The organism is Bacillus sp. GW823-FHT06A11 (assembly GCF_058795355.1).
Window position 1 is genome coordinate 98818 of the sequence record NZ_JBXAHS010000009.1, and the last position, 18131, is coordinate 116948.

Annotated in this window: 18 protein-coding genes and 1 pseudogene; 4 read left to right on the forward strand and 15 right to left on the reverse strand. The window is 30.9% G+C overall.

What is annotated here, in order from left to right:
• Nucleotides 1-39: 39 nt before the first annotated feature.
• From fabG to AC1Q8L_RS27295, 6 genes are read right to left on the reverse strand one after another with little or no spacing between them, the layout of a single operon-like run.
• Entirely contained in the window at nt 40-786 is a 747-nt protein-coding gene (gene fabG, locus AC1Q8L_RS27270) for a 3-oxoacyl-[acyl-carrier-protein] reductase (protein ID WP_000481738.1), read from the reverse strand.
• A complete protein-coding gene (locus AC1Q8L_RS27275) occupies nt 779-1729 on the reverse strand; it encodes an ACP S-malonyltransferase (RefSeq protein WP_071714029.1) in 951 nt (316 codons plus the stop codon). Before AC1Q8L_RS27275 ends, fabG begins: the two co-directional genes overlap by 8 nt.
• Nucleotides 1726-2145 carry an acyl-CoA thioesterase gene (locus tag AC1Q8L_RS27280; protein WP_000281617.1) on the reverse strand — a complete coding sequence of 140 codons (420 nt, stop codon included), beginning with the start codon at nt 2143-2145 and terminating at the stop codon, nt 1726-1728. Before AC1Q8L_RS27280 ends, AC1Q8L_RS27275 begins: the two co-directional genes overlap by 4 nt.
• Before the next feature lie 9 nt (nt 2146-2154).
• Nucleotides 2155-3312, reverse strand: a complete 1158-nt coding sequence (locus AC1Q8L_RS27285) for an ABC transporter permease (RefSeq protein ID WP_071714028.1) — start codon at nt 3310-3312, stop codon at nt 2155-2157.
• A 19-nt stretch (nt 3313-3331) separates the two neighbouring features.
• Nucleotides 3332-4279: an ABC transporter ATP-binding protein gene (locus tag AC1Q8L_RS27290; protein WP_335467390.1), complete on the reverse strand. Its 948-nt coding sequence runs from the start codon at nt 4277-4279 to the stop codon at nt 3332-3334.
• 34 nt (nt 4280-4313) lie between these two features.
• Entirely contained in the window at nt 4314-5336 is a 1023-nt protein-coding gene (locus tag AC1Q8L_RS27295; RefSeq protein WP_492339534.1) for a glycosyltransferase WbsX family protein, read from the reverse strand.
• Between the two features lie 262 nt (nt 5337-5598).
• On the opposite strand from AC1Q8L_RS27295, the gene AC1Q8L_RS27300 reads away from it, so the two are divergent.
• Nucleotides 5599-6645 (forward strand): Fic family protein, encoded by a 1047-nt coding sequence (locus AC1Q8L_RS27300; RefSeq protein ID WP_000007498.1) that lies wholly within the window; start codon nt 5599-5601, stop codon nt 6643-6645.
• Between the two features lie 347 nt (nt 6646-6992).
• On the opposite strand, the gene AC1Q8L_RS27305 is transcribed toward AC1Q8L_RS27300, so the two are convergent.
• Nucleotides 6993-7970, reverse strand: coding sequence for a DNA-binding protein (locus tag AC1Q8L_RS27305; RefSeq protein ID WP_492339535.1), 978 nt, complete (start codon nt 7968-7970; stop codon nt 6993-6995).
• Between the two features lie 349 nt (nt 7971-8319).
• Here AC1Q8L_RS27305 and AC1Q8L_RS27310 point away from each other — a divergent pair, with 349 nt between their 5' ends.
• Nucleotides 8320-9480, forward strand: a complete 1161-nt coding sequence (locus tag AC1Q8L_RS27310; RefSeq protein WP_492339536.1) for a tyrosine-type recombinase/integrase — start codon at nt 8320-8322, stop codon at nt 9478-9480.
• A gap of 226 nt (nt 9481-9706) precedes the next feature.
• Here the strand turns inward: AC1Q8L_RS27310 and AC1Q8L_RS27315 are convergent, their stop codons facing one another.
• A complete protein-coding gene (locus AC1Q8L_RS27315; RefSeq protein WP_098014646.1) occupies nt 9707-9955 on the reverse strand; it encodes a SunI/YnzG family protein in 249 nt (82 codons plus the stop codon).
• 433 nt (nt 9956-10388) lie between these two features.
• On the opposite strand from AC1Q8L_RS27315, the gene AC1Q8L_RS27320 reads away from it, so the two are divergent.
• A complete protein-coding gene (locus tag AC1Q8L_RS27320; protein ID WP_161114556.1) occupies nt 10389-11159 on the forward strand; it encodes a class I SAM-dependent methyltransferase in 771 nt (256 codons plus the stop codon).
• Between the two features lie 1278 nt (nt 11160-12437).
• Here the strand turns inward: AC1Q8L_RS27320 and AC1Q8L_RS27325 are convergent.
• The 5 genes from AC1Q8L_RS27325 to AC1Q8L_RS27345 all read right to left on the reverse strand — a co-directional run bounded on the left by AC1Q8L_RS27325 (nt 12438) and on the right by AC1Q8L_RS27345 (nt 15059).
• A complete protein-coding gene (locus tag AC1Q8L_RS27325; protein ID WP_153601866.1) occupies nt 12438-12611 on the reverse strand; it encodes a hypothetical protein in 174 nt (57 codons plus the stop codon).
• A 517-nt stretch (nt 12612-13128) separates the two neighbouring features.
• Nucleotides 13129-13755 carry an SMI1/KNR4 family protein gene (locus tag AC1Q8L_RS27330; RefSeq protein ID WP_492339537.1) on the reverse strand — a complete coding sequence of 209 codons (627 nt, stop codon included), beginning with the start codon at nt 13753-13755 and terminating at the stop codon, nt 13129-13131.
• Between the two features lie 284 nt (nt 13756-14039).
• Nucleotides 14040-14210, reverse strand: coding sequence for an RNA chaperone Hfq (locus AC1Q8L_RS27335; RefSeq protein WP_231009677.1), 171 nt, complete (start codon nt 14208-14210; stop codon nt 14040-14042).
• The gene (locus tag AC1Q8L_RS27340) at nt 14195-14530 is read right to left on the reverse strand and encodes a hypothetical protein (protein ID WP_000788511.1); all 336 of its coding nucleotides are present in this window, start codon (nt 14528-14530) and stop codon (nt 14195-14197) included. Before AC1Q8L_RS27340 ends, AC1Q8L_RS27335 begins: the two co-directional genes overlap by 16 nt.
• A 250-nt stretch (nt 14531-14780) precedes the next feature.
• Nucleotides 14781-15059, reverse strand: coding sequence for an AbrB/MazE/SpoVT family DNA-binding domain-containing protein (locus tag AC1Q8L_RS27345; protein ID WP_071714021.1), 279 nt, complete (start codon nt 15057-15059; stop codon nt 14781-14783).
• 194 nt (nt 15060-15253) lie between these two features.
• Here AC1Q8L_RS27345 and AC1Q8L_RS27350 point away from each other — a divergent pair.
• Nucleotides 15254-15411 (forward strand): annotated as a pseudogene (locus AC1Q8L_RS27350) (IS3 family transposase); the annotation flags it as partial.
• A 283-nt stretch (nt 15412-15694) separates the two neighbouring features.
• Here the strand turns inward: AC1Q8L_RS27350 and AC1Q8L_RS27355 are convergent.
• Complete coding sequence (locus AC1Q8L_RS27355) at nt 15695-17314, reverse strand: S-layer homology domain-containing protein (protein ID WP_492339538.1); 1620 nt, start codon at nt 17312-17314, stop codon at nt 15695-15697.
• A 399-nt stretch (nt 17315-17713) separates the two neighbouring features.
• Nucleotides 17714-18091 (reverse strand): DUF956 family protein, encoded by a 378-nt coding sequence (locus AC1Q8L_RS27360; protein WP_009327551.1) that lies wholly within the window; start codon nt 18089-18091, stop codon nt 17714-17716.
• Nucleotides 18092-18131 lie beyond the last annotated feature (40 nt).

Sequence of the window (18131 nt, forward strand, 5' to 3'; positions counted from 1 at the left end):
CTTGTTTAACTCAAAATTCGTCATTTAATCATCTATTGTTTAGCCATTAACTAATCCACCATCCACTGTAAAAACTTTCCCAGTGATATAACTTGCATAATTAGAGGATAAAAATGTTGTTAGATGTGCTACCTCTTTAGGTTCCCCAATTCTGCCAAGTGGCACTAGTTCTAACATCCTTTTTAATGTTTGTTGATCCATTCCTTTTGTCATATCTGTTTGTATAAAACCAGGTGCAACTGCATTAACCCTAATGCCGAATTCCCCACCTTCTAATGCTAAGGTCTTGGTTAAAGAAATAACCCCACCCTTTGAAGCAGAGTAATTACATTGCCCCCTTGCACCCGTTATTCCACTTGTCGACGTGATATTTACTATAGAACCTCTTTTCTGTCTCATCATGATTCTTAATGCTTGTCGACAACAAAGAAATGTTCCTTTTAAATTTAAATCAACCACATGATCCCACTTTTCCTCGCTCATCATTGCAGCAAATCCATCATTAATAACTCCTGCATTATTTACTAAAATATCTATTCTTTTTTCCTTTGAGCGTATGTGTTGAAACAATTTATGAATAGAATCTTCATTTGTAATATCTACATGCATAGGAAATGCCTTTCCACCTTTTGCTTCTATAGTGTTGGCTATTTCATTTGCTGATTTTTGATTACTTTGAAACGTAAAGTAAACAGTTAAGCCCTGATTGGCTAGGTCCATTGTTATTGCTTTACCAATGCCTCTTGATCCTCCGATAACTAACGCCACTTCGTTTCCATTAAACATAGACCCGTTCCTCCTTAAATTCTTTCTCTATCATATTAAGACTTCTTTTTAAATACATCGGTGTTTCTGTAGAGGATACAGATATGTTCTGTTTAAAGGAGCGACATAACTTGGTTAACGTATTTCCGGGACCTACTTCTATAAAGTGTTTCGTACCATTATTCAATAAAGTATAGATAGTGTCTTGCCACATAACTGGATCTACACATTGTCTTTTTATATCTTGTAAAATATTGATTCTATCTGTAGTTGATTTTCCTGAACAGTTTAAAACAATTGGTATTTGGGCACTTTTTAACGAAAATAAATTTAAATACTCCTTAAACTCAAGAACCATTTCTTCCATTAAACGCGAATGAAATGCATGACTAGTTGAGAGTATTTTAGTTTTTATACCGTTTTTTTGATCTAATACCTTTTGAAACCTAAGAATGCTCTTACTCTCTCCAGAAAAAATAACCTGTGTAGGGGAATTATAGGCAGCAATATCAATTTCATATTGTTTAGATTCCTCTATAACTTCAAATAATGTTTGATAAGTATTCGACACAACCCCTAACATGCATCCCTCTCTCTTTACATTACTCATCAGTTGACCGCGCTTTCGAACAATGGATAGCGCATCTGAAAATTGTAAAGAACCTACTTCTACTAGGGCAGAAAATTGTCCTAAGCTATGACCGGCCACTTTAGATGGCCTTATACCGTTCAAATGTAAAAGCCTTGATATTCCTGTGCTTACCGTGAGAATAGCTGGTTGTGTAACACTTGTTTCTATTAATTTTTCACTTGGCCCATATAAACATAATTGCTTTAAATCAAATCCAAGCGTATCATTTGCTTCTTCAAATAATGGTACAAATATGTCTGGGTATTTATCTAAATACCCTTTACACATCCCTACTGATTGGGACCCTTGTCCTGGAAAAATAAATGTAATCATATGACACCCCCGCTATTTTCAAATTGAATCTTTTCTAAAATTTCTTCTGGTAATCTACTAATTAATTGATTATTCGACCGTGTTAAAACATGTTTTGAAAATCCTTCCGCTAGCAAAACTCGGCATCTCTTGCGGAATAATTTATAAACAAATTCTATATAAATTTTACTTTCATTCTTAAGATAGGTTTCTACAATTAAGTCGTCTTGAAAACGAGCTGATTTTTTGTAGGTACATCTTATATCAATAATTGGAAAATACAATTTTTCCTGTTTTAAATACTGGTTTATACCTGTCATATCTAGCATTTGAAACCTACCCAGCTCAAACCAATGAAAATAATGAGAATGGTGAGCAATTCCCATAGGATCGCATTCCCCAAAACGAACATTCACCTCATTTTTTACTAAGTACACTTATTTCACCTACTTTTCATAAGAACGTCGAAATTTTTGTATGGAGATTGTTAAAAATAAAATTCCCATACCAATTAATGCAGCTGATGGAATAAGAACAGAGGAGAATTCTTTGTTATATACTAATAAATCGTTAAAGCCTCCCATTGCCCAGGCTGTAATCGTAATATGCGCTAGGTTTTGCATCCATTCAGGCTCTATATAAAGTGGCCACCAAGATCCACCTAAAGCAGACATGGTTAACACGATTAAAATTGAAATACCATTTGCTTGGGATCTTGTTTGACATATAGAGGCTAATAAAATTGCTAGGCTTGAAGCTGCAAATGCAGTACATATCACTAGTAATATAATTCCTAATACACTTTTCCCTAGCCACATTCCAAATACAAAATGTCCTACGCTAAAAAGGACTGCACATTGAACAATAGCTGTTATAAAGCATGAGAGCATCTTTCCAAAAATGATTGATAATGTATTAATAGGTAAAGTAAGAATTTTTCTTAACGTTCCATTCTCTCTCTCTTCTACTAATGCACCTGCAGCTGCAGCAGTACCTAAAAGTACAAACATTACGGCATATCCCGGTACATTAGATTCAAATGGAGTAGGTTTATGTTCATTATCTGATGCTAATTCTTTAAACTCTACTTTCACATTTACTTCCATTTGGGCAGAGGCTTGTTTTACAATCTCTTTAGTCATATCTCTTTGTATTTCTGACACAATTTGAGTTACAGCATTTGAAACAACACTTGGAATAATGCGATCAACTTCATCTTCTATGATGATGACTTTGGCCTCTGTCCCTGAATATACATTTTGTGTGAAATCCTTAGGGATGACGATTGCCGCTTTTTTAGTTTGAACTTCCTTTTTTACCTGTTCTTCTGTATATGCTTTCTTTTTACCATTTAGTTCATAAGTTTCTTCTATCTCAAGGGCAGGGATTTTTTTCAATTCCTCAATAACCCTTTTAGAAAGTTCTCCATTATCATTTACTACTATAGGAATCTTGAATTTTTCTGTCTTACTATCAAATACATTTGATAATGCAAAACTAGCAACTGCAATAACTATAATAGGTGTAATAAATAAATAGATTAGACCAGGGATATCCTTTAAAAGAATAAGTAGATCCTTCTTAGCTATATACCAAGCTTTCATTTTTACCATCTCCTTTCATTTAAGACCTTAAATTTTTACCAGTTAGATGTAAAAATACATTTTCTAAATTAGAATTTTTAACATTAAATAATTCGATTTTCAAATTATACTTTTGAATTAATTTCATAACTTCTCTTGTAACATTAAAACTATCTACGCATTGAATGATGACTTTTTTATCTACCAAAGTGCAGGACTTCACATCAGCAATCATTTTTGTTTTATGTATAAATTCTTCTGGAATATTTGATATTACAACCTCTAAATAATTTTCCCCATACTTTGTTATTAAATTTTTTGGGGTATCAATATCTAATATTTCACCCTTATCATAAATTGCTACACGATGACATAACATCTCAGCTTCTTCCATATGATGAGTTGTATATATGACAGTGATTCCTAGTTCTTCTACGAGATGGCGAATACAATTAAAAATATGGTTTCTTGATTGTGGATCAATTCCCACTGTTGGTTCGTCTAAGAAAATAACTTTTGGCTTATTTAACAAACCGATCACTAAATTAATTCTTCTTTTCATACCACCTGAAAATGTATCAATTCTCTTATGTGCCCAATCCTCAAGCTGTGCGAATTGCAAAGCTTCTTTTATGCGGCTTTTTTTCCTATTTCCCTTTAATCCATACAAATCTGCATAAAAAGATAAGTTATCATAGGCAGTTAAAGTCGGGTATAGCGCTAAATCTTGAGGTACTACACTCACATTTTTTTTAATCTTATTCCGTTCAGTATACAAGTCATAGTTACATACTGTACCATACCCTTCATCTGGCAGAGTAAGAGTAGATAAAATCGATATAAGTGTTGTCTTCCCAGCTCCATTCGGTCCTAGTAATCCTATAATTTCACCTTTACGGATATCTATGCTTAAATTCTTAATAACTGTATAATCTCCATATGATTTCTTAATGTTTCGAATGGAAATCATAGTATTTATATCAGTCATAATATTTCCCCCTTCTTCTTGCTGTTACAATTTATTAGAAGTGACTCTTCTTTATCTCCATTAAAGCTTCAAGGTATTTATATCCATACTTTTCATCTGGTTCTAGGTATGTGCCTTCTGCCCACTCATTCCAAGCATTAATAAATAAAAAGTCAGTGTCCTTACTATGTTGTAAAAGATATTTCTTAAACTTATCAGGATTAGCCCCTTTCATAATTAAAGCGCTTTCTTTTTTCCTTGGAGAGTTATCCCAATCTACAAATGCCCCTTTATATATGCTTTCACGTTCTTTAATTTGACGGTTTAATATTCTTTTCCATACAAAATCATAACTTAAGTGAAAATCTTTTTTTTCTTGATGTAGTGAAGTTGTATTACCTATTAGTTTTTTTAAAGTGTACATAGGTTCAAACTCTATAGCAGCATCAAAAGGAAAATCTGATTTATCTTCAAAAATTGTTAACATTTCTACAAAGTGTATCCCCAGAAGCCCTTCAGATTGAGCCCATTCATTCCATAGACTCAACATTTTATTTAGGTTTGGTATAGAAGCTGGTCGGTAAATTACAAATATCGGTTTATCTTTAATATTTAAATAGTTTTTGTTTTTAAAGAATGGCAAAAGATAATTAAAGTGTTCTTTCCAATCAGACTCATCCCCATATTCTTGTCGCATTAATACTTCTTGGTCTTTTCCATCCCATGATCTTGTCCAAGATTCATTTGCCCAACATAAGCAATATGGGAAATCAATCTCCTTACATTGATTTCTCAATTCTATTGGTTTTTCTAGTAATTTTTTCCCTTTGAACCAATAGTGATAATAGCAAAAACCATCTAAACCATACTGTTTTGCTAAATTTATCTGCCACTTATGTACATCTAAATTTAACAAATTGTAATAATAATCCCTTAATGGAGCCCTAGGCTGATAGTGTCCCAGAAAACGTGGTTTTGCTTTTTTTACATTGGTCCATTCTGTAAAACCCTTTCCCCACCATAAATCGTTTTCAGGTATTTCATGAAATTGTGGTAAGTAAAAAGCAATAGTCTTCATTAGTAAGGACTTCCCCCTTCCCCATATGCAATGACTCACTTATTGATAAAAAGCAATTACACAATATAAAACTCTGCTTTTTAACATGAAACTATTTAATCTGATGTTAAATCTTGTCACAAAATAAGGCAAAAAGACCCTAATTATTGTAATTTTCACACATAAAAAACTATATTTTTAATTTTTTTTAGAAAATTATTCAAAAAAACACTTTAAATCCAGTTAAGTATTGTATAGTTTTATATTATAGGAGGGGAAAAATATGTCGTTTTTTGGCGAAAAATTCACAAATTTATTGGTAAATTTAGATGTAGCAAGCCTAATTGGAAAAATAAAGCAATACCAAGGGAGATTGGAGGTCTATGAGAAGGAATTTCCATGTACATTAGAAAAGTTGCAAATATCTACTCAACTTCAACATACCAAAGATTTTGTCGCAATGTATAAAAACTTAAAAATAACAAATAAAAGGTTAAAAGAATTAATTACATATGATCTGTCGCCAAAAACAATGATTGAAGATGAAATATCTTGTTACGTTGATGCGCTATCACTCATTCATAATAACTATGAAAGGCTTACTATTGATCCAAGCACAATCTTAGAAATACATTTTCAACTTTTTAAATATGCTACTTCGGATAGTGGAACGTGGAGAAAACAGGACATCTTACTTGAAGAACATGAGCAACTTAATTTCTCATTTTATTGCTATCGCCCTTTAACAATTAAAGAAATCCCAGAAGCAGTAAAAAATTTATGTGAAGAATATAATTATTTATTAAATCAAAAAGATATTGATCCACTAATTTTAATTTGTAATTTTGTACTTAATTTTATATGTATTTTTCCTTTTGAATCTGGAAATGGAAGAATGGTACGTCTACTTATATCTTTATTACTATTACAAAGTAAACATTCACTAGTGAAATATATTTCACTAGATAAAATAATAAAAAAATACGAGAGAGATTATTATGATGCCCTATATAAATCTTCAGCAAATTGGCATTTTCAAGAGCACAATGTATCCTTTATATTAAAATGTCTATTACATATTATTCTAGAAGCATATAAAGAACTAGACGTACATATTACAAGTTACCAACTGAAAGGGAACAAAAGCTTTAAAATTAAAGAGTATATATTAAAACAAGAACTCCCTTTTACAAAAGAAGCAATACGGATGGTATTTTCAGATGTTTCACCAAGCACGATCAATAAAGCATTTGCATGTTTACAAGAAGAAAAATTAATTAAACTAATATCAAAAGGCCGTAATGCAGTTTGGACTAAAACAAAAATATAAATAATATCAAAAATATAGGGTAATTTTTTAACATTAATAATTAAAACATACATATAAATTTATTTCACATACACAATAGATATTTTTACATAATACATAAAGAGATAATTTGTCGCTACATTATTCATACAACTATTTTTGAATTTTTTCTTTCCTTCTATACTTCCGAAAGTCTGATAACAGACTTTATAGGAAGTATTAAATATATAAAAACTACATATTCAGTTTTTATATCCCAACTATTAGTAATAGGAACTTAGTATTTATTCCGTTTCACCTAAAGCATTTTAATAAAAGTAAAAGAGAAAATACCTAGATTTAACTTTAATTCATTAAAAAATTCGATTTCACTTAAGTAAGTGCCCATTAATCTTGTCTCTAATGGCAATGGCTATAAATTCTTCAATAGAGCTATTTGTTTCATTTGTAATTTCTTTCAAGTATTTGTATTCCTTACTTGTAAGTATGACAGACTTCGTTACTGTATTACTATCCAAATATACGCTATGATTCATTCTTGGAACAATTTTCCCTTCTATTATATAAGGCGTTAACTCCTCAATCCATTCCATTTGAATTCCTGGTGGTAATGTAATTAATGATTGACGAATCTCAAAATACCAAAATGTTTCTTCTTCTAAAATCTTTATATTTCTTGGAGATACGTACTGTAATATATTATCGATTATGTGAAAAATATTGTTTCGTAATTGCGCAGATTTAGGAAAACGAAACTTAACAAACCTTTGATGATGACTTCTAGGTTTATCCGACAGTTTATAAGCGGACTCATATCCTGCTTTTAATGCCTCACTAAGTGTCATATTAGTTCCAAATTCATCAAGAACTATAATATCACCACGTTTTGGAATAGAAATAACACGTGCCAATGTATTGCCTTTTACAAACTTTTGAAATAATACTACATTATATTTCTGCGAAAATGTATATATATGATTAACTTGTTCTACTTGCTGAACAAGTTCACGAACCTCCTCCTCCTTCACAAATTTCGTTTGTCGATTACGATGTTCTATTAAAAAATAAACTAACTTTCCTTCTTCTATCCATTTTTCAAGCTGATTCATACTAATATGATACTCTTTACTTGCTTGATATAAAGTAATCCCCTCAATTTTACGTTCTTCTTTTACTTTTTCTACTTCTTCTCTACTAAATAAAAAACTACCATCTAAACGCCACGTATCCTTATTGATTGGTGTTAGCTTTCCTTGCTTCATTAAATTATTAAAAATAAAGTGACTTATATCTAAATAATCTTTTACTTCATTTGTAGTCATAGTCATTTCATATGCGCTAATCATTCTAATTCCTCCTCGCACCTCGTAATTTACATAATAATATTATGTAAATTAAAATTTATAGTATTTACATTTTAAATAAATTATAACATATATCGATATATATATTAGATTCTAAATTAGAGTAATGTCTAATTTAAGTTTCTTTTTAAATTTAATTTTATAAAATATTAAACTATATAATAAAAACACTATTTTTAAAATTAAATAATAACCATAGAAAATGGGAGATTTTCTATTGTTACTATTTACTTATTACTTCATAAAATTTAATTTTAATATGTAATTTAATTTATAATTGATTACGTTATAATATTTAATATAAAAGGAATTTATAAGGGGTTGAATTACATTGAAATTTGAATTAGATATTATTCATAGTGAGACTTCTTTAAATAACATAGAGAAACAAAAACAAAATTTTACAAATCTAATTGCATTATGGAACCCTGATTATATAAATGAAGCGGAATTAAAAAAGGAAAATAACGAAAGAGAAGATTCATATACATATGAAGGATTTTCAGATGAAGAAATACTGTACTACTACTTGAATCGACAAACACATTTTGACCAAGGAAAAAGAATCAAGGATGCATCAAGAATCCTATATGCACGTGATTTAAGTCAGTTTTATTTCTTTATTAAACAAAGTGAGGAATTTCTACAGAAAGATGTAAAGAATTATAAATTTGGTCAAGTATGGAGAAACCTTAGAAAACGGCATATCCGTAATTATCAAAAATGGTTATCTCAAGAGGCAATCTCCTATCAGTCAAAAGATAAATACAAACCATCTACAATTAGTAGAAAGCTTGGTGTTATTCGTTCATATTTGAAATGGCTATATGAAATCCAATATATTCAGGATCCTCTACATGTTGAAATACTAAGTACAACTGTACATAAACAACATAAACCTAAACGTGAATTATCATATGAGGAAGTAAAACAGTTACTTCATTACTACAAGGATAATGAAATCAATTACGCTTTATTGTCAGTTCTAGCTACTACAGGGTTACGTGTTGCAGAAATAGCACATGCAAAATGGGAAGATCTTGAGTATGATGCTATACGAGGTCGATACTATTTAAAGGTTGATACAAAGGGGGATAATGAACGGATCGTTTCTATTAATAAGGAGATTTTTAATCGGATTGTAGCATTTCGAATTCGGCGAAGATTACCTATAGACATTGGGAATAGAAATGGTGGAAGAGTATTTCAAACTAAAAACCATACTCCTTATAGAGAGAATTATTTGTCACAATATATTTCTAAAATCATTAAGGATACCCAGCTATCCTTTACAGTAAATATTGGAATTACTCCCCACTTCTTTAGACATTTTTATGTGCAGTACTTGTATGATTACAAGAGATTACCACCTCATGTTATTGCAGCTGCAGTAGGTCATAAAAATGATAGAACTACAAAAGAAAATTACCTAAATCAGCGATTGACGAAAGATAATGATGCCGGTAATTTAATTTTAGAAGATGAATTTTAAATTGTCACCTTATAATTTAACATTAAATAAGTTGAATGTTGCTATTTATAGTTATGTATTTTTTATACAATTAAAAACGATTTACCTTCTATTTATTTTTACCTTTCTCATATCCATTCATTAGTTATTCGAAAAGGTTTCCTATAAATAGGTGATATTTTCAGAAATCTTTGCAGGCACTATTATAAAATACTTAGAAAAAATCGCACCATAACTTATCATAAGTTTATGGTGCGATTTTATTTAGAAGCGTTAATTTATCAGTAGTAAATAATATATAATCCAATTTTTTTGTTCTAATAAAGATAGTTTCTGAATGCTTAAACTTATTACCGATTTCCACTGCTTTGTTAGTACCCTTACACGTATTATTATTATTAATCTCAATTATATCTTCTAATGGAATACTTATTGTTGCGCTTTGCCATGTAATGGTTATTTTTTCTATTGATTTTATAATTTCTATCTCTTTCATATTTCTAGTAACTCCCTAATTCACTTGTATTTATCTATATAATAAATTATATATTTAGAATAGAAACCAGCCAATTTCATATATATTCACTCAGCCATTGTGTAAATAGGTAATTCTTGTACAAAGATTTTTAGATTTAGTTACAATCTAGGGCTAATTTGCAAATTTCTTTTTGGGTTGAGTTTTTGGATAATCTAGATTATGATGATATCATTTATAATATAAAATGCTATGAAAATATAAATAAATTCAGCAGAGCTCAAGTCCAGACAACATATAGAGCTATGAAAATGAGTTGAAGTGGCTTTAGCATTGCTTAATACCTATAACCAATTATTTGTTAATAGCTAAAAAATAATCTTATAGGAGGGGATAGATAAAAGTATCTTATAACGAATAAACCATATGTGAAAAATATCTAGGAATGGTGCTAATGAGAAAAAAAACTAAATATCAGACTTGGATTCGAATGAAAAAACTGATTGTATTTTTGATAAGCTCAATAATTCTTCTATTGATAACATTATTGCCTATTACTTTCTATCTGCGAATCCTATCAGGGGTTATAGCGATGCCTTTTATTTATATAACGTTTATACTTTCTTATTCTACTTACCAATTCGCAGCATTCGGAGAGGATTACCAATCAAAAATACATGATTTAATTGTTAAAAAAGTGAATTGGGATGGAGAAGGAAAAATATTAGATATTGGAACAGGTAGTGGGTCATTGATTATTAAACTTGCAATGACTTTCCCTAAATCCTTTTTAACTGGAATTGATTATTGGGGGAAGAATTGGGAATACTCACAAGATCAATGTCAACAGAATGCTAAAATAGAAGGTGTATCTGATAGGGTTAATTTTTTAAAAGCAAGTGCCGCTGCGCTCCCTTTGCAGGATGATGCATTTGATATAGTTGTAAGTTGCCTAACATTTCATGAAGTGAAAGATACAAACAATAAAATAGAATTAATTAAAGAGGCTATAAGAGTATTAAAACCTGGTGGTGAATTTATCTTCTTAGATTTATTTATGGATGAAAAAATATTTGGGGATACAGAAGAGTTATTATATAACCTAGAGAAACTCGATATATCTAAATTGAATAGCTACAAGCTTGCTGAAGAAATGAAATTACCAAAGCTTTTATTAAATAAAAAAGTATTAGGAAATGCAATGATTTTGATTGGCAAAAAGTAAAAGGGTATTAATTGCTTACGAAAGTATTGAAGAGTTTTCTAAATAAGGGTACTAACTTTATTTAACAAAGTGATGTAACTCTATGTATTTTTATTAGCGAGTGGACGTAGACCTATTTAAGCATTTAGTGTGTTTGGTAATCAAATATGAATTTTTCAAACGTAACGTAGTGAAGCACATTATATTAGGGGTAGCGCCACATAGCTATTAAGCTAAGATTATGTAAAATCAATTTCAGGTGAGAAGGTTTTGAAAAAGCTGATTTTGTATTAAATAAACCAAAAGATATTTTGAATTTACTTTAACCAAGCTCGTGTCTAATAAAGAAATTAAGTTACTCACTAAAAAGTCGATTTCTTAACGTACAGGAAATCGACTTTTTATTTATAGGATTAGCGAAAGGAATTTGGTTTTTGTTGGCGCTATCTTTCAGTGAAGGTTTTATTGATATTCTAATTTTATTAGCATAAAACACCTTAATTCTAGTTACCTTTATGCTTCTTATTAAAATTCCTGGCAAAGTTTATGGGTTAATAATTAACCTACGGCTAATTTATAGGTAAACTGATAATCAAAGTGTTAGCTTGATGGAAATAAAATAAAAGAACTCTTTTTAAATGTAGTTGGAAATTTAATTAAAAAATATGAGGTTTAATCCATAATAATTACAAATTAATTAATAAGAAAACAAAGAGTGATTCCTCTTTTTATACCGTTTTATTAAACCGGAAAAACTTCAATTTTTGTTGGCTTTGAAAACCTACGTTCTAATTCTCTTTTAATCTTATTAACAGCAAAAACTTCTGAGGATGCATGAACTTTAGCTACCTTTTTTATAGCAGTATTACCCGTGACTAAAATATAACTTACCGAATACGATGAAATCATATATTCACCCTTTCAATGTAACATGTTGTTATAATATATGATCCTTATCTTAACTCTATGAAAGAAATGTAAATTAATATTAAGTTTCCTTTTTAATTCATAGCATATACTTAACTAAATATTAATGAAAAAAGGCCTCTTTTCTCGTTGAAAAGAGGCCTTTTACCGTATCATATTAAGGTTTTTCGGGTACTAGTAATAGTAAGTAATGTACTGGGATACAATTTATTTACTATGCAATTAAGTATAGCATGTATATATCATAAAAGGCTGTGTCAAATTTACGAATAAATATAGTATCAAAATACTTATAGGTAACCAAGTACTGAAGTTAAACTATTTTCATACTTCTGCAGTTGACTAAAATTTAAATGAAACTTTAAATTGAGATTAATTATCCAATGTTCTTATCTCTTCGGGAGTATCTTTGTATTTTTTATTTTCTTTCAACAATCTATAAAACTCACTTTTTAATATATTTTTTTCGCGTTCTAGTTTCTTTTGATGGTTAGTTAATTCATTTATACGCTTCGCACTTTCTTGTATTTTTAAATACATGCTCATATCAACCTCCCAATAAATTATGCTTAAATATATGAGGTTTTTGTACAAAAAATACGGTGAAATTTTTCTACAAAGAGAGCTTTTCTTTGGTAGTCATTATAACCTTGCTATCTGGAGTTTATGTGGAGACATAAAAACTTCATAGGAAAATTATCTTTACTTCATATCAGCTTCAGGAGCATGCGATAATTTATGTGCATAATAACACTAAAAAGAAAGAGGTAATCAAGATGTCACTTGAAACAAACATTATTCTTTCTTTATTAGATGTACAACTGTGAATTGCTCATTATCGGGATAATAGTCGCATACAAGTAAAATTAATTCAGCACCATACTCAAATAAGTACGCAAGTGTAAATAAAGTAAATTAGACATTTATACATATTTTGTATATAAATTAACCAGTTCCTTATATGTTAAGGAACTGGTTGTTGACTTATTAGAAAAAGTTATATTTTATTAATTAGTTCTTGGGTCTTTAGTTTTCGTTATTGGAAGTTAAAAGTGCCTATGTTTTAAAATTCTGTGAAGAGTTTTTTCCATTTTTGTGCTATTTCACTATCTGTATTTATACCCTTAGAATCTATGAAGGTTTCCCATTGCCAGATCTCAGCCCCAATTAAATGCAAATCAGTAAACTTTTCAATAAACTCAATAAAATTATCTGCTACATAAGTGACTGAATCTTCTTCATGGTCCCAGTAAACAACAGCTGCATCTTCGTTATTAGAATTCAAATCTAAAGCAAGATAATCACCGTTGGGAACGGTATAGAATGCTAATTTTTGTCGTAAATTTTCACCATAATTATCTCCTACATCCTTTAAGCTATCTGCAACTTCTGCTAAGTCCTCAACCGACTCTAAATTCCAACATAGTTCACCTGCAAAGATATCATCAAATTCAGCTGGTATAGAAAGTTCATCTGGAAAGGACCATCTAAGCTCTACTTGCTTTGAAAATTTCACTAAAACTTCTTTGAAGCTAATAGGGAGAGGATAGCCTAATTGTTGTTCTGTTAATTTAATTTCTTCTTCTGTTGCTGATTTTTCAACAACGAAAGATTCAATATCCCCTTTAATTTTTTCTATTTGATGAAACGTTTCGTTCCAGTTATTAATCCAATTTTGACTGTTCAACATAGCCAGTCCTCTCTTTTTATGTATTTATAAGATTAGATTATCATGGTAAAGCTTATTTGTATTAAAGTTTTTTTAATGAATACTCTATTCATTTCTAGTTCACATAACGTCTCATTATCGGTAGCAAGGAAAAAGGAGAAATCCTAGTCTTACAAGGAAACCTCCTTTTTTGTTCTATCAATCTATGCAATTTTTAATACATTCCTAGTACGGTTTTAGGTTTTAGGTTTTAGGTTTTAGGTTTCTTGTTTGTTACTAGATCAGCCGAAATGCTGCGGTACCCATTAAATAGCAAGTGTAGAAATTGCTTGTTTGTAGATTAATTGTTGTTTATTACGAATCATCATTAGGATGGTAAATTTATCTGTTGCAAGAATCTTCCCACGTACTGGAACGCCATTCTTTAAAATTAATGTAACTCCCCCTTGTTTCTTTGTATTTACTTTTCTTCTAATACCTGCTGCTTTTCACTGTTGGATATTTGTGATTCCCATTCACTTTCTATTTTTCTAAACCATTTTCCTATTTTGCTTAGATAATATCTTTTTATTTCACCATTAGGAATCCAAATTTCACGTTCCTGTATTTGATTCATCACTTCATGAAGAATCTCATCATGTTCATACTTTCTAGGTTTTCTATAATGTGTTTTTACAAACTGTGTATATTCTCTACGTAACCAATTAGAAATATGTTGTCTTTGTCTTTGCTTGAGATGTGACCATTTTTTATTTGTTTGAAGGATTTTTCCATTTACTTTTATGTGGTTTTTCATCGACACTCATCCCCTTTTACTAGCAAAACGAATATATCACTATCGTATCACATTTAAATCGAAATACTGCTCTAGGTACATATTTTGCAAGAAATCTATCCAAAATATATACAATATATTCTCCATTTAGCTGATTAAGTCTACACAAGATTAAATGTAGACTATTATTGTATTGTTTTAGTTTTTTAAAGTATTACAGTATGTGAAATTATTATGCTAAGCATAATAAAAAGCCCCTTGAAAGGAGCACTTATTTGACAAGGTACTGTTCTATTTCTTTTATTAATAGTTCTGCACCTTCTGGACTTAATGAGATCTTACCATTTGCTAATGCCATGTTACGATTTGACACTTCTCCTGTTATTGCACAAACATGACCAGGCTGATACTTCTGTAAAATGATGTCTTCCCCTTCTACAAAAATCTCTAATGGTGATTTTTCTTTAATCCCAAGCGTATTTCTAAGTTCCTTTGGAATCACTATACGCCCTAATTCATCCACTTTTCTAGTTACTCCGGTTGCTTTCATCCAGCATATTTCCCCATTTCATTATCAATTTTTACCCAATTTATTCTTTACTATTGTAACAGGCTTTCACCATACATGAGAAACATAATAAACCAAAAACAGACAATCATAATAAAAAACTCTTTAAACCCTTGCTGAAAGGAAATACGACCTTCTTCCTCTTTTCGCAATACTGCATAAAATAACTATTCTTTTATGGATTAAGGCATGAATTTCCTGTCAAGGAGTTACTTCAACTCGTTAATATTACTCGTAGTACGTACTATTATTGGATGAAACAGCTCAATCATCCTAATCCAAATGCGGAGGTAAAAGAACTGATACAAGTGATTAAAACGATGGGTGTTATGGCTAGTAACAATACAGCTCATTCTTTCGTTTTGGAGTATTTCAAAATGTTAACTGGATGGGTATGTACGGTGACCTCTACTTAATTATCAGAAAAACATTAACCTTTAATTGTATACAGGGTAATTACCATGATTTTCCGATAACAGCATCATAATAAATCTTTCCTTTTCCTCTTTTTATCAGTATTGGAAGGTAAAGAGGGGGCTAGGCACAAAAACAGGTTGTGGAGAAAGTCTTCTTCACAACCTGAGAGTAAGTTATATATCCAAATATGATCTGTTCTTTTAACTATTTAGTCTTTTATAGTCGATATAACTAGAGTCATAATAAATCCACTGACCTGTTCCAATTCTTAGCCAGCCATTCTTTTCTTCATATACTGTAACTTTTTCACCTTTACTTGTCTTTCTAACAATAGAATAGTTTGTACCTGATCCGCTTCGAACATTTACCCCAATACCATTAATTTGAGCCGTTCCAATTACCTTTTCAACACTACCATTTTCAATTACTTGTAGCATATTTAGAATGAATGTTGCTGTTTCACCACGAGTTGTTGTTCCTTTAGGGTCGTATTGATTGTCACCCTTACCTCTTACAATACCTAGGCCATACAGTCTTTGTACGTCTTCTTTATAAATAATTTGGTCTTCGTCTGAGAATGGTAGGTTTACAACTGGTCCCCATATATCTTTATACTGTAAAGCCTTGTTTACAATAATTGCTGATTCTTCTCTTGTAATAGGTGTGTTTGGGTCAAAATAACCATCTCCTCTACCTTGAATGATACCTGCACTTGCAGTACGTTTAATACCATCTCGTAAAGTTGAATTTGCATCGTTCAGGTCTTTAAATGAAGCATCTCCAGCTGGCAGGTTTAGAGATTTAGAGATTAATTGAGCAAATTCGGCTCTTGTTATCGCTCTATTTGGTGCGAAAACTCCGTTTCCTTCCCCTATCATAATACCCCTTCTATTTAACTCTCGAATAGCTTCTTCATACCAACCTCCTGTAATGTCATCTTTTGGTTGATAAAGATTATTATAATACCCCTCAACGCTATTTACGAATACATCCCATTGCCCATTATTAATCATGTTAGCAGGGCAGATTTTACCGCTCCATTTTTGATGTTTTACAATGTTATTTAACGGTACACCAGTTTCTTTCATTAAATACGCTACAAGTTTCTTAGCGTTATCTACCGCTTTACTGTAGTTTCCGTCACTGTTAACTGCAATTTCAATTGCAATGGATTCTCTATTACCTGGACCATCACCGTCTCCTGCGTGCCATCCGTTCTCGTTTAATGGTAGATGTTGATAAATCTCTTTATCGTCTACTGTAAAATGCCACGATGCAGCTCGGTCTGTGTTCCCTACTGCTTGGTTATATAGGTATTGAGCGTGGTTTCTAGCACCTGCTCCTACACTTGTATTATCAGTCTCATGAATTGTAATATACTTTGGACTCATGTAGTTTTGAGGACGAATATTATCGTTACCTGCTGGAACAATCCATTCAGTGAATGGAACACCGTTTATTGTACTAGAGGTGCTAGGTGATATGGGAGACAGACTACGTTTTGTTCTGTTTGAATTGTTAGGAACAGTTAATGTACCTGTTTCTTCATGAATACCTTCTGAACGTTGAAGACTATCTACTTTCTTATTGTCGACAGTACCTCCACCACGTCCGTCTACCTCTTCAAAACTAGCTTCAATACTTTTTAAAGCCTGTTCATCTGTTGTTTGAAGTTGGTCTGTGTTACCTTGCACTTGAAGGCTTGTAGATTGCTTATTGTTTACTGATTGTTGTTCCTCTGCAAACGATACCAATGGTGAAGATAATACCGTTAATCCTGCCGTGAATGCTACTACTTTTTTATTAAATTTAATATTCATTTTGAATTTGGTATATCTTACTACTTTAATAGATATACCTTCCTCCTTGTACTTCTTTTAGTCTGAATAATAGTGTGAATAATGATAGCCTGAACCTCAAAGATAATGCCTTAATTTTTCATTTCATATGATAAACTGAAATCTATAAGTCCTACTAGATATATCAGTATTTCAGAATTATAACACAGCACGATTGCAAAAATATAATTAAATAACATAAATAACCTTTAATGTATAGAACGGTTCTGGTGCAAAAATCCCAAGGCTCTTACAGCTAATATCTTAATCTTGAACATACTGATAGTATGAATCTAAAAAGAAGCATAATCAGTTAATCTATTTTCACACCAAAACCATGTTAGCTCCTATATAAAAAATACACCCCTTCTTTTCATTTTATTATTTCTTTTTACCTAGCGATTTAAGGCCACGTTTAATAACATCATAGAAACTTAGAGATTGTGACATATGACCTGGATCTACATATTCTCGTATAGCCCGAAGAACTTTCTTAGGTTCCTTAGAAGAAAAGGTGAAGATTCCATTTCTCTTGGTTTCAATAGCATAACGTGGAATCCATTTACCCTTAAACATTACAGAAGCTATAACATAATCTACTTCCTCCCATGGAATTTGAATAAATTTACGCGTATCACGAGAATTATAAAATTCAAACCCTTTATCACCAATCATAATTTTCCCATAGTCTGTAAGTCCCGTAAAAGCGGTAGCATCTATTACTAAATCTACCTTTGTATTAATTGATTGAACCATCATATCCACTCCATTTCATTTATCCTATTTATAATTCGTAACT

Excerpts from the sequence above, each read along its gene's own strand:
- fabG (WP_000481738.1), bottom strand. The coding sequence starts at position 786 with ATGTTTAATGGAAACGAAGTGGCGTTAGTTATCGGAGGATCAAGAGGC.
- AC1Q8L_RS27275 (WP_071714029.1), bottom strand. The coding sequence starts at position 1,729 with ATGATTACATTTATTTTTCCAGGACAAGGGTCCCAATCAGTAGGGATG.
- AC1Q8L_RS27285 (WP_071714028.1), bottom strand. The coding sequence starts at position 3,312 with ATGAAAGCTTGGTATATAGCTAAGAAGGATCTACTTATTCTTTTAAAG.
- AC1Q8L_RS27290 (WP_335467390.1), bottom strand. The coding sequence starts at position 4,279 with ATGACTGATATAAATACTATGATTTCCATTCGAAACATTAAGAAATCA.
- AC1Q8L_RS27295 (WP_492339534.1), bottom strand. The coding sequence starts at position 5,336 with ATGAAGACTATTGCTTTTTACTTACCACAATTTCATGAAATACCTGAA.
- AC1Q8L_RS27300 (WP_000007498.1), top strand. The coding sequence starts at position 5,599 with ATGTCGTTTTTTGGCGAAAAATTCACAAATTTATTGGTAAATTTAGAT.
- AC1Q8L_RS27305 (WP_492339535.1), bottom strand. The coding sequence starts at position 7,970 with ATGATTAGCGCATATGAAATGACTATGACTACAAATGAAGTAAAAGAT.
- AC1Q8L_RS27315 (WP_098014646.1), bottom strand. The coding sequence starts at position 9,955 with ATGAAAGAGATAGAAATTATAAAATCAATAGAAAAAATAACCATTACA.
- AC1Q8L_RS27320 (WP_161114556.1), top strand. The coding sequence starts at position 10,389 with ATGAGAAAAAAAACTAAATATCAGACTTGGATTCGAATGAAAAAACTG.
- AC1Q8L_RS27325 (WP_153601866.1), bottom strand. The coding sequence starts at position 12,611 with ATGAGCATGTATTTAAAAATACAAGAAAGTGCGAAGCGTATAAATGAA.
- AC1Q8L_RS27330 (WP_492339537.1), bottom strand. The coding sequence starts at position 13,755 with ATGTTGAACAGTCAAAATTGGATTAATAACTGGAACGAAACGTTTCAT.
- AC1Q8L_RS27340 (WP_000788511.1), bottom strand. The coding sequence starts at position 14,530 with ATGAAAAACCACATAAAAGTAAATGGAAAAATCCTTCAAACAAATAAA.
- AC1Q8L_RS27345 (WP_071714021.1), bottom strand. The coding sequence starts at position 15,059 with ATGAAAGCAACCGGAGTAACTAGAAAAGTGGATGAATTAGGGCGTATA.
- AC1Q8L_RS27355 (WP_492339538.1), bottom strand. The coding sequence starts at position 17,314 with ATGAATATTAAATTTAATAAAAAAGTAGTAGCATTCACGGCAGGATTA.
- AC1Q8L_RS27360 (WP_009327551.1), bottom strand. The coding sequence starts at position 18,091 with ATGATGGTTCAATCAATTAATACAAAGGTAGATTTAGTAATAGATGCT.